Origin of the sequence: Actinomyces sp. ICM58 (assembly GCF_000283035.1) — a bacterium.
Lineage (GTDB): Bacteria > Actinomycetota > Actinomycetes > Actinomycetales > Actinomycetaceae > Pauljensenia.
On the sequence record NZ_ALIY01000062.1, the window covers coordinates 1 to 11115 of the forward strand.

General features: G+C 66.7%; 10 protein-coding genes and 1 pseudogene. 4 read left to right on the forward strand and 7 right to left on the reverse strand.

What is annotated here, in order from left to right:
* Nucleotides 1-276: IS256 family transposase (locus HMPREF1138_RS03215; protein WP_009056474.1), on the forward strand; the 276-nt coding region annotated here is incomplete at its 5' end.
* Nucleotides 277-350: 74 nt separating this feature from the next.
* On the opposite strand, the pseudogene HMPREF1138_RS03220 reads toward HMPREF1138_RS03215, so the two are convergent.
* The 7 genes and pseudogenes from HMPREF1138_RS03220 to HMPREF1138_RS03250 form a co-directional block, all read right to left on the reverse strand.
* Nucleotides 351-668: pseudogene (locus HMPREF1138_RS03220) on the reverse strand (transposase); the annotation flags it as partial.
* A 702-nt stretch (nucleotides 669-1370) separates the two neighbouring features.
* On the reverse strand, nucleotides 1371-1976 hold the full coding sequence (locus tag HMPREF1138_RS03225) for a LytR C-terminal domain-containing protein (RefSeq protein WP_009056473.1): 606 nt from the start codon (nucleotides 1974-1976) through the stop codon (nucleotides 1371-1373).
* Nucleotides 1977-2195: 219 nt separating this feature from the next.
* Entirely contained in the window at nucleotides 2196-3419 is a 1224-nt protein-coding gene (locus HMPREF1138_RS03230; protein WP_009056468.1) for a variant leucine-rich repeat-containing protein, read from the reverse strand.
* Nucleotides 3420-3536: 117 nt separating this feature from the next.
* A complete protein-coding gene (locus HMPREF1138_RS03235; protein ID WP_009056462.1) occupies nucleotides 3537-4349 on the reverse strand; it encodes an anaerobic ribonucleoside-triphosphate reductase activating protein in 813 nt (270 codons plus the stop codon).
* A gap of 1 nt (nucleotide 4350) precedes the next feature.
* Nucleotides 4351-6255 (reverse strand): ribonucleoside triphosphate reductase, encoded by a 1905-nt coding sequence (locus HMPREF1138_RS03240; protein ID WP_081495962.1) that lies wholly within the window; start codon nucleotides 6253-6255, stop codon nucleotides 4351-4353.
* A gap of 684 nt (nucleotides 6256-6939) precedes the next feature.
* Nucleotides 6940-7464 carry a DoxX family membrane protein gene (locus HMPREF1138_RS03245; RefSeq protein ID WP_009056479.1) on the reverse strand — a complete coding sequence of 175 codons (525 nt, stop codon included), beginning with the start codon at nucleotides 7462-7464 and terminating at the stop codon, nucleotides 6940-6942.
* 139 nt (nucleotides 7465-7603) lie between these two features.
* The gene (locus HMPREF1138_RS03250; protein WP_009056476.1) at nucleotides 7604-8695 is read right to left on the reverse strand and encodes a phosphatase PAP2 family protein; all 1092 of its coding nucleotides are present in this window, start codon (nucleotides 8693-8695) and stop codon (nucleotides 7604-7606) included.
* A gap of 267 nt (nucleotides 8696-8962) precedes the next feature.
* Here HMPREF1138_RS03250 and HMPREF1138_RS03255 point away from each other — a divergent pair, with 267 nt between their 5' ends.
* The 3 genes from HMPREF1138_RS03255 to HMPREF1138_RS03265 all read left to right on the forward strand — a co-directional run.
* On the forward strand, nucleotides 8963-9421 hold the full coding sequence (locus HMPREF1138_RS03255; protein WP_009056464.1) for a YbjN domain-containing protein: 459 nt from the start codon (nucleotides 8963-8965) through the stop codon (nucleotides 9419-9421).
* Nucleotides 9418-9906 carry a YbjN domain-containing protein gene (locus HMPREF1138_RS03260; protein ID WP_039936674.1) on the forward strand — a complete coding sequence of 163 codons (489 nt, stop codon included), beginning with the start codon at nucleotides 9418-9420 and terminating at the stop codon, nucleotides 9904-9906. The genes HMPREF1138_RS03255 and HMPREF1138_RS03260 overlap by 4 nt, the downstream gene beginning before the upstream one ends.
* A 190-nt stretch (nucleotides 9907-10096) precedes the next feature.
* Nucleotides 10097-11115, forward strand: a 1019-nt coding sequence (locus HMPREF1138_RS03265; RefSeq protein ID WP_155887127.1) for a DEAD/DEAH box helicase, incomplete at its 3' end; no start/stop codon positions are given.

Consider the following 11115-nt stretch of genomic DNA (forward strand, 5'->3'; position numbering starts at 1 on the left):
CTCGCGTTCGCGTCCTTCCCCACCGGGGTATGGACCCAGATCTGGTCCAACAACCCCAATGAGCGCCTCAACCGCGAAATCCGCCGACGCACCGACTCCGTGGGAATCTTCCCCAACCGCCAGGCCATCATCCGCCTGGTCGGAGCCGTCCTAGCCGAACAAAACGACGAATGGGCCGAAGGCCGACGCTACCTCAGCCTCGACATCCTCACCAAATCACGACTCACACCCCAACCCACCCAACAGGAGGACACCCCACTCCAACTCAGCGCATAACACAACCCGAAGGACACAAAACGATTACACCACTCCACAGGACTTGACCTCGTAGACTAGCGTCCGAGGCGACCTGGCTCCGCCCCGAAAAAAGCCGACGCCGCCTTCAAAATTTCGTTGGCCCGCCGTAGCTCACGGTTCTCAGCTTCCAGCGCCCGTATATGGGCCTCTTGATCACTGATCTCGCCACGCTCATTGCGCCCGCCCTGCTCCACGGCGCGCACCCAGGTACGCAGCGCCTCAGGATTGATCCCCAACTGGCCGCTAATGCGCTTAATAGGGATCAGCACGAGCCTCCAACGCCATACGCGTCGCACGCTCACGCAACTCCATCGAATACTGACGCTGACCAGACATCCCAAACCTCCAATCCGGCCCAAGACACTCTCCACAATACCCGGGACAGCTCAACGGCGTCCGGCCTCGCATGGAGCTCGCACGTAAACCCCCTATTCCGCGTCTGGGCGAGGCTGCCCACGCTCGCATTAGCGGGTTATCGTGCGAATTAGCGGGCCCACGTGCGCGCGGGTGCACTAGGGTAAGCCGCCCGGCGGTCAGGCGGCGGCGAAGCGGGCCCACGTGCGCGTTGCGAGCGCACATCCTCGGAGCAGTTTCGCATGCAATTCGATTGAGTGAACTTTCAACCGCATCTACAAACGTTGCAATTCCAACGATGCGAATGTTAGGCGCGACACAGGGGCGGGGAATTGCATGCGAAATTCTAGGAAAGCACACCCAACGGGAGCCAAGCAATGACGCCGGCGGCGCAGTCAGTGGCGCAGCCGATGACACAGCCGGTGGCGTACCAGAGGCTTGGCATGGTGGACACCGTCGGCGCTGGCGAACTGCCCCCTGACACTGAGTGTCCACATGACACCGAGTGTCCGCACCCGGCCAAGCATTCGCCCAGACGTTAGCCCGCACATCAGGTACGGGGGGTATTCACGCCCCTCGATGACACAACCACCTCCAACACCGTCTTTCCCGCACCAGCAAGCCAAAAGAGCGCGACAAAACCAACACGTTGCGTCCTTTAACCCTAGGAAGGCCGCCCCGAGGGGCGGCCTTCCTAGGGTTACGTCACGTCGGTCGGCTCACGAACCCGACATGGGGCGGCACTTGGCGGGCTGTTCAACAGGGTCGGTGGACTTTAGGACGCGCTGGACGTCCTCCGCGCTCATCGTGTCGTCGTAGAAGGTACCCAGCTCGACCTTCACGTCGGAACCCGTCGCGTCGGTGAGGCGCACGTGGGCGCCGGGGAAGAATCGGGCGACCGAGTAGGCGTTATCGACGCCGGCCGGACCGGCGGTGATGCGCACCTTGCCCGTGTACTCGACGTCCGCGGTCTCGGGCTCCTGCGTCTGGAAGCCTGCGGTCGTGAGCATGTCCGTGGCCTTCGAGGCCAGGCCCTGGTGCTGGGTGGTGTTGATGACCGCGACCGACACCGTCGAGGGGGTCACGGGCTTCGAGTTCGCTGTCGGGCAGGGAATGTCGCCGGTTTCGGCGTACTTGACCTTCACGGAGAAGTCGTTCCCGAAGGGAACCGGCACAATCCCGGTAAACACGAGGGCGGCGATCACCGCGACCACTAGCAGCGCGCCGCCAACCAAGGCGAACGTCAAGTTCTGACGCTGCTGGCGCTCGCGCAGGAAACGCTGACGCGGGGTGAGGGCAGGGCGGGGCGCGTTCGGAGTACTCACAGTGTCCAGCCTATCGAATGGGAGGGGCCCGCGGCCAGACAACGCCCCGTCAGGAGCGTTACATCTGCGCCACGACCGACCCGCGACACAGTGAGGCCATCGTTCGTGCGGGCCCTCGGCGGCCCAACGCGCCCACTCAGGCACGCCCATGCCTCGTCTGTGCAGACAACACGGGCGGGCTCCAAGGATTCCCCTCGGAGCCCGCCCGCACGTCTCAGCCTACTGGTTCCACGCGAAGTCGGTGGGGCTGATCTCGCCGTTCGTGCCGGTCATCCAACCCGCGCGGGACAGGGCGAAAGACTTGCCCGACTTCGTGTTCCAGCAGGTCACTCCGTCCTCGGTGGAGCGGCACGCGTAGTCGCCGTTCGTGGCGGCGGTCGTGTACTCCAGCTTGGGGCCACCCGAAGGCATCGACGCCGCACACGACTGGGTCGCCTCCGTCTTCGTGGCCGTCAGCGTGCCGACCTTGCTGCCGGAGCAGGAGGCGTAACCCTCCTCCTCCCAGTCCGAGTCGGCGATGCCGCAGGTAACGCCATCGGCACTGAAGGAACACTTGATGTTGCCCGACGGCGCCATGAAGTTATCCATCTTCGTGGCGCCTGCGGGGGCCGGGAACTTCACGGGCTCATCCGTCGTGGCGCTCGGCGACGGCGTGGACGTCGCGCTCGACGAGGAGGTGGCCGGATCCGACCCGCCCGCTGGCCCCTCGTACCCGCGCGTAAACACGAAGATCACGAAGCCAAGAAGGACCAACGCGACCACTGCGAGGATGCCCAGGACGATGCCCATGACCGGGACGGGGCGACGTTCGCGCGTGACGGGCACGGCCTGCTGCTGGGCCGTGGACTGTACCTGGTAGGAGGCGCCGGCGCTGGGGTACGCCTGCGGCGTGGACTGGGCGCGGGCGGGCGTGCCCGACGCGCTGGGGTAGGCCTGCGGCGTGCTCGGGTACACGGCGGTCGCCTCGGGATCCTGAGCGGCATTTCCGCCCATAATCGAGTGGCGCTGCACCTGGGCGACCACCTGCTCGCGCGCACCCACCTTCGGGACCGGCGCGTTCGAGCCGACGACCGCGGAGTAGGGGGTCGTGCGCTCAACCTGCGAGTAGGAGTTCACACCACCCTGGCCGAGCACATACATGCCGGACTCGGAGGTACGGATCGAGGAACCGGCGACCGCGCCGGACACGTCACCGTGCATGACGAGGTAGCCGTTGGAGTCGATGTAGCCGTCATAGTCGTCGCGAGCCTCGAGTGCCGCGTTGACCTGCGGGTCATTGAACTGGTGTAGCCAGTCGAGCAGCCCTCGATAGGCGTGCGGGTGCGCGGCGACAACCGGGCGCAGCTCGGGGTAGCGATACGCCAGTTGGCGCAGCGCTTCGGCGTCGGTCGACGGATCCTGTGCTGCCGCCGCAGGATCGTCGAAATGCAGCTCTTCTGCCATCGGTGCTCCAGACTTCATCGGTCACGCGGTTGTTACACAATACCGCGCTCACACGTCACAGGTGAAACCTTGCGCTATTTTCTTCCCACTATTCGGCGCTGTCACTTGACAAAGCCCCTAGGAGCCCCCACGAAAGACGAAACTGTCAAAATTGAGGCTCTCGATGTCCGCCGCGAGCGCGCGCACCTGATCGTCCCATCCGCCGCGCGAGGCATCAAAACCTTCCGGGGTACCGAATTCTCGCGCCTGTTGGAGCGCGAAGGACCGCACCCCCATCTCGCGCGCCCGCGCCGCCACCTCGAAGCCGTCGCCAGGCCCATCCGGATAGACGGTCAGTCGCGCCTCGTGGTCCACCTCGGGATGAGCCAGGACGATGCCCAGCGACTCCCACGCCCGCTCGCCGGAGCCCGCGCGCCCAGCCACGGCCTCGTAGTTGCCCCGGGTCGCCTTCACGTCGATGCCCACCCAATCGACGAGGCCCGCTCCCAGCAGCTCCGCCAGGCGGCGCGGGTAGGGGCCGGCGGTGTGCAGGCCGACGCCGAAGCCGAGCTCGCGCACGCGAGCCATCCCCGCCCCGAGCGCGACCTGACGGGTCGCCTCGCCGCCAGAGAACACGACCCCGTCCAGGAGGCCGCGCCTGCGCGCCAGCAGATCCTCCAGCGCGCTCCACGCGACCACACCCGGGATGCGCGGGTCGATGATCGCGCTGTTATGGCAGTACGGGCACGCCCACGGGCAGCCCTGCAGGAACAGGGACGCCGCGAACTTGCCGGGCCAGTCCACGCTCGACATAGGGACGAGGCCCGCGATCTGCAGGTCGTCCGGCGTCCACTCGCGCGACGCCCGCCCCTGGGCGAGGCCGGGGCCACCCAGGCTCACGGCGCCCTCCCGGGGTGCCTCGGCCTCGTCGCCATGGGGACGGGCGCCCACGTCAGCGGCTCCCCGCGGGAGGGAACGCGCTGACGAGCTCACCGTGAGCGTCCGCGGCGCCCTCGGAGAACATCTGGCGCTCGTGATACTCGCCCTTCTTGCCGATGTTGAAGGACTGGACCGGTCGGAAGTAGCCCATGACGCGCGTCCACACCTCGCAGGCCTGCGGCTCCGCGTGGGGGTGGGCGGCCGCGCACTTCTCGCACGTGAAGTGCTCGCCAGCCAGGTAGCCGTGGACCGGGCAGATCGAGAAGGTCGGAGTGATCGTAATGTAGGGGACCTTAAAGGCCGTCAACGAGCGGCGCACCATCTCTTTGCAGGCCTCGCCCGACGAGACGCGCTCGCCCATGTACAGGTGCAGGACCGTGCCGCCCGTGTACTTGCCCTGCAGGACCTCTTGATCCTCGAGGGCCTGGAACGGGTCATCCGTGTAGCCCACGGGAAGCTGCGAGGAGTTCGTGTAGTAGGGCTCGTCGGGCGTGCCCGCCTGGATGATGTCGGGGAAGCGCTTGCGGTCCTCCTTCGCGAAGCGGTACGTCGTACCCTCCGCGGGGGTCGCCTCCAGGTTGTACATGTGGCCGGTGGCCTCCTGGAGCTGGACCATGCGCTCGCGGACGCGATCCAGGATGCGCACGCACATGTCGAAGCCGCGCGGGTCCGTCAGGTCGTAGGCGTCGTCGCTGAAGTTGCGCACCATCTCGTTCATACCGTTGACGCCGATCGTCGAGAAGTGGTTATCAAGCGTGCCCAGGTAGCGGCGCGAGTAGGGGAAGAGGCCGTGGTCCATGTGGTACTGGATGGTCTCGCGCTTGATCTCGAGGGACTTCGAGGCCAGGTCGATGAGCTCGTCCATGCGCGCGACGAGGCCTTCCTCGTCCCCCTTGTACAGGTAGCCGAGGCGCGCCATGTTGAGCGTGACCACGCCGATCGAGCCGGTGAGCTCCGCCGAGCCGAAGAGGCCGTTGCCGCGCTTGAGGAGCTCACGCAGGTCGAGCTGGAGGCGGCAGCACATCGAGCGGATCATGTGCGGGTCCAGGTCGGAGTTGATGAAGTTCTGGAAGTAGGGCAGGCCGTACTTCGCCGTCATGTCGAAGAGGGCGTCGACATTTTCGCCCTCCCAATCGAAGTCGGGCGTGATGTTGTAGGTCGGGATCGGGAACGTGAAGACTCGCCCGTCCGCGTCGCCGCCCATCATGACCTCGATGAACGCGCGGTTGATGAGGTCCATTTCCCGCTGGAGCTCGCCGTAGGTGAAGTCGACGACCTCGTCGCCGATGAGGGGGTGCTCGTCGGCCAGGTCGTCCGGGCACGTCCAGTCGAAGGTGAGGTTCGTGAAGGGGCACTGGCTTCCCCAGCGCGAGGGCACGTTCAGGTTGTAGATGAGCTCCTGCATGCACTGAACGATGTCCTCGTACTCCATGTCGTCCAGGCGCACGAAGGGCGCCATGTAGGTGTCGAAGGAGGAGAAGGCCTGGGCGCCCGCCCACTCGTTTTGGAGGGTGCCGAGGAAGTTGACGATCTGGCCGCACGCCGAGGAGAAGTGGCGCGGCGGGGCCGAGGCGATCGCGCCGCCCACGCCGTTGAAGCCCTCCTGGATGAGGCGCTTGAGGGACCAGCCCGCGCAGTATCCGGCGAACATGTCGAGGTCGTGGATGTGGTAGTCGCCCTCGCGGTGCGGGGCGCCGATCTCGGGCGTGTAGACGTGTTCGAGCCAGTAGTTGGCGACGATTTTGCCCGCCGAGTTCAGGATCAGGCCGCCGAGCGAATACCCCTGGTTCGCGTTGGCATTGACTCGCCAGTCGGAGCGGTCGAGGTACTCCTCGACGGTTGCAATAGCGTCGACGTCGTATCGGGGTGCGGTCATTGTTCTGGTCCTGTCTTGATTCCGCTTTTTCGCTGCGAGCATGGGGTTTCTATTCATTGTCGGCGGCTGCGGGAGCGGCCTTGCCGTTGCTTCGATGGGCGGCGGGCCGGCAGTACTGTTCGGACGCGTGATCGACACGTCGTGAACACTGTGCCCTTATGGGGCGTGGTCGTGGCACTGTGGGTGATGGAGGTTTTCCCCGCCCGATGCGCCCCTCCCCTAGATCTAGGAATACGTGACCACGAATCACTAGATCTAGTGTTTGAGCCGAACGACAACCACAATATCTAGTGTCATTCGAGTGACATATGCTCATCTCGCGAGTCGCTCTGTTCCCCTCGCCACGCGCGCACTTTTTCAGAAACTTTCGGGGACCAACGTCCCGTGGCAAGATGCTCGAACCGACGGGGTAGCCCACTCCCCGCACCCCCAAGCCCCCACGCTCCCGACACCCCGACCTCACACCCAAAATTCCGCATGCAATTCAATTACTTTAACCTTCAACATCCCCAACAAACGTTGCAATTCCAACGATCGCAATTCAACATTTGAAATAGAACCAGGGGAATTGCATGCGAGATTGTTGGGAAACCACGGCACAACGACCGTCGATGCCACACCGTAGACACCACCACGAAACGCGACAGCCCCACCATCGCGACAACCCCCACCACGAAACGCGGAGGCCGCGACCGGAAAACCCGACCACGGCCTCGTCGACGCGAATCAAATGAGGAAAGGCAGCTTCTTCACCAGCCCCAGGCCCTTCCACCACGAACCCAGGCCGAGCGTGTCGCCCGCGCTCGTCAGCGGAATCAAGATCAGCACGAGCGCGTATACCAGATGCTCGTTCACCACCGGATTGAGCGACCCCCACACCCACGGAGCCACGGCCGCGTACATGAAACCCAGCATGACGACGCCCGCGACCGCCGCGAGGCGCGTGCCGATACCGAGGACGAGGGCCACCCCGATGCCGAGCAGGCCCACCATGAACAGCCAATCCATCGCGGGCACGGCGAGAGACTCGAAGAAGGAGGCCAGCGGCTTACCGGTCGTCGCGCCCGTCAGGTAGCTCTGCGCGGGCGTGCCGCCGTTGATCCACGCGCGAGAGGGGCCGGTCGAGTAGTGCAGGCCGAACGTCTTATCCAGGAACGACCAGAGGAACACGAAGCCCACCGCGAGACGCAGCAGACCCAGGACAACACGCGCGGGCTTGGAAGTGACAACAGTAGAGGCGGGACGAGGCATGCCGGTCCTTTCGGGGCGAATCTGCGACTGTAGGGGCCCAGGGCGCGGCCGTCACAAGTGGGCCCGTCGGCTGCGGGCAGCCGACCCAACGGCGTTTTCCATTATCCACCGTCCACGCCCCCGAAAGCCAGGGGCGTGACTATTCGCCTGCGAGGCGGTCGACCTCGTGGATGATGAGGCCGCAGATGCCGCTCACCCACGCGATAGCGGCGACGCCCAGAACGCGCGAACGCCACGGCCGAATCTGGAGGAAATGCTCAAAGCCATAGCCGGAGCCGGGGGACGCGGCGGACATGCTGAAGCCCCACATGGCGGCCAGCGTGGCGAGGACCGCGACGCCGAGAAGGCCCAGGCACACCCACACCATCGCGCGCTGGATCGACGCCCCATGCCTCGGCCGTCGCTCGATGGGCGACAGGGCGAGGGCCCACGCGCCCGCGATGAGCGCGGCAGTGATGACGTCGGAGGGCCGGTGCCATCCCTCCATCATGACGGACACACCCATGAGCGAGGTCCACGCCCACCCGATCCAGGCCGCCGGGCTGCGGAACCACTGGGGTGCGACCACGATGAGCGCCAACGACAGCGTCACCGCGACGGTCGTGTGGCCGGAGGGCAGGGAGTTCCCGGCGCCGGTCGTCACCCCCAGGTTGGGCCGGGTCAGAATGTAGTCCTTGAGGATCTGGGTCGCGATGTTGGCGCCGACGACGGCGCCGAGGGCGCGCCCGGCCAGCGTGGGCCGACGCCTCGCGGCCGCGACGAGGGCGACGATGACGCCGACGACTCCCATGACGGGGACGGACACGATACCGGTGATGAGCGTCGAAAAGCCCTCGTACTGGCCTGCCGATCGCATCATGCCTTCCATGAGGATCGTGTCGATCACCTGACCGTAGGAGGTGGTCAGCGCGACATGGCTGATGAGCCCCGTCGCCAGCAGGCAGATGGCCACGCCGGCCAGGCGGCGGGCGAGCTTGAGCCGATACCACCCGTCGGAGCTCAGGCGACGAGGCGTGGGAGCGTTAGCGGCCTCGGCCTCGCGAGGCGCGGGGTCGGCTGTGCGCGCACGGGCAGGGCGACCCTTGACAGGAGCGCCGTCCTGCCCCGCGTCACGCCCGTCGGAGTCTGCGCGCGCGCCTGAGCGAGCGCGGGGGCGAGCGGGACGAGAGCTCTTCGTGTAGGATTCGTCGACGCTCGGGTCGGAGGGCAGGGCGGAATTGGGGTCGTCCATGTGTTCCTCCGTTCGTGTCGATGCGTCTACTGCATACCCACTGTAGTGGAGTGTGGCGTGCCTTCGCGGATTGGGCGTGCATGCGGACGGGTTGGAGACGCGGATCTACAACTGGAAAGGCCGCTTCGGGGGCGCACAGGCCACGACGCGAGCCTCGCCGCCCGCTCGGGGAGCGCTCGGAAGGCGCTCAGGGTGGGCGAGCGCGTGTCGGAGGCCTCGGTTACAGTGGGGGTGTCCGATTGTGTACGTTTAACGCGGGAGTTGTCAGTGGCCTCTTCTTCACCTGTCAGCACCGACCGTATTCGTGATTTGCTGCGCTCCCGGGACGTGCGTTTCGGCGACTACAACGAGGGCGAGCTGGCCTACCTGACGCCCAACGCCGCTTTTTTCTGGAACGCGACGAACCCTCAGATCCTGCAGCTGCGCGCCCAATGGCGGGGGATCGCGCGCACGCCGGAGCAGTTCGGTGAGCTCGCGCGCGAGGTCGCGGCCTGCAACGCGACCCGCACGGGCCCCAAGGCTTACCTGGCCCCGCTGGAGGACGGCGCGCAGTACGGACTGATCGCCGAGTGCAACATCGTCGTGCTGTCCGGCCTCACCCAGGCACAGCTCGACCACTTCTTCGAAACGTCGATGGCGATGATCATGGGATTCTTCGCGGACCTTGAGGTGACGCTGCCCGGGTTCGTGGATTGGGATGGACAGAGCCAGGAGGCGGCGCAGTGAACGTTCCTTTTGTGGTGCCCGAAGACGATACGACGCCCTACCCCGCGAACTTCGAGCGCGTCACGGCCGCCATTCGCGCGATGGGCTACGCCCTCGACGTGATCGAGCCGGGACGCGCGGGCGGGGCGATCTTCGACCGCATACCCTTCCTGGTGTCCTTCGATACGGCGGGGCGCTTCCTGTCGATTCGGGCCCTGTGGGAGCCCGATATTCCGGCGGCCAGCGCGGAGCACGCGATGTTCGCGACCGCCGACAACTGGAATCGCGAGAAGTACTTCCCGACGGTGTACACGGCGACCACCCCGGAAGGCACGCTCGGCGTCTACGCGGACTTCGTGGTCGACACGGAGGCGGGCCTGTCCAACGACCAGCTGCGCGACGCTATTTCGTCGGGCATTTCGACGGGTATCGCCGCGATGGAGTACGTGAAGGAGTCGGCGTCCGAAGCGCTGGGGTGGGTGAACCCGGACTCGGATGAGCGCTGACCGCTCCGCCTCTCCCGACCCGGACGAGGCCGGGGCGGGCGCACGCGAGCACGCGCGCTTCGCCCCTGGCACGGGGTCGTCCGCGTCGCCTCGGGATGAGGCACCCGATCACGCGCCGTCGGGCGACGTGAGCGCGCCCACGTCGCCTTCTTCTCCTTCCCCCACCGACCTGCTGGACGTCTTGGAGCGCCTGAGTTCCGGGGACGACCGCCTGGTCGGCCACGTGACGCTCCCGGGGCGCCCGGAAAGAATCGCGGATTGGCCGCAGTGGGTCTGCCCTGCGCTCATGGACGCGTGGGCGCGCCGGGGCGTGGAGCGCCCGTGGTTCCACCAGCGCGAGGCCATGGACGCCCTGCGCGAGGGCCGCGACGTCGTGCTCGCGACAGGGACCGGCTCGGGCAAGTCGCTGGCCGCCTGGACCCCGATCCTCTCCGACCTGGTCGAAGCCGAGGATTCGTCGCGCATTTCCGCGATCCACCGCCGCCCGTCTGCCCTGTACCTGGCCCCCACGAAGGCCCTGGCCGCGGATCAGCTGGCCTCGCTCATGTCACTGCTGGGCCAGGACGTGACCCCCGAGGACGCACAGGGGGACGGGGACCCGGGAGTCGGCCCCGGCCTCGTCGATGAGCGGCTGCGCCGCGTGCGCGCGACGACCGTGGACGGGGACACGCCCCGCGAGGCCAAGGAGTGGGCGCGGGTGGGCGCCGACCTGATCCTGTCGAACCCGGATTTCCTGCACTACGTGATGCTTCCGTCGCACCAGCGCTGGTCGCGTTTCTTGGCGTCGCTGCGCCTCATCGTCATCGACGAGGCCCACCACTGGCGCGGCGTCACCGGCTCGCACATCGCGCTGGTCGTGCGCCGGCTGCTGCGCGTCGCCCACCACCTGGGCGCGGATCCACGCGTCGTCATGCTCAGCGCGACGGTGCGCGACGCTGGGTCTGTGGGGCGCGCACTGACGGGGCGCGACGCGGTCGCCATCACCGAGGACGGCTCGCCGGCCGGCGCCCACGAGCTGGTCCTGTGGCAGGGCGCCATCATGGCCGACGAGTCCGAGGTCGACATTTCCTCGTTCCTGGCCGCTCTCGACGCGCCGCCGGGCACCGCCACCCTCAAGGTCCCGATCGTGCGGCGCAGCGCCGGTGTCGAGGCCGCGAACCTGGCCGCCGCCTTCGTCGAGGAGGGGGCGCGCCTCCTCGCCTTCGTGCG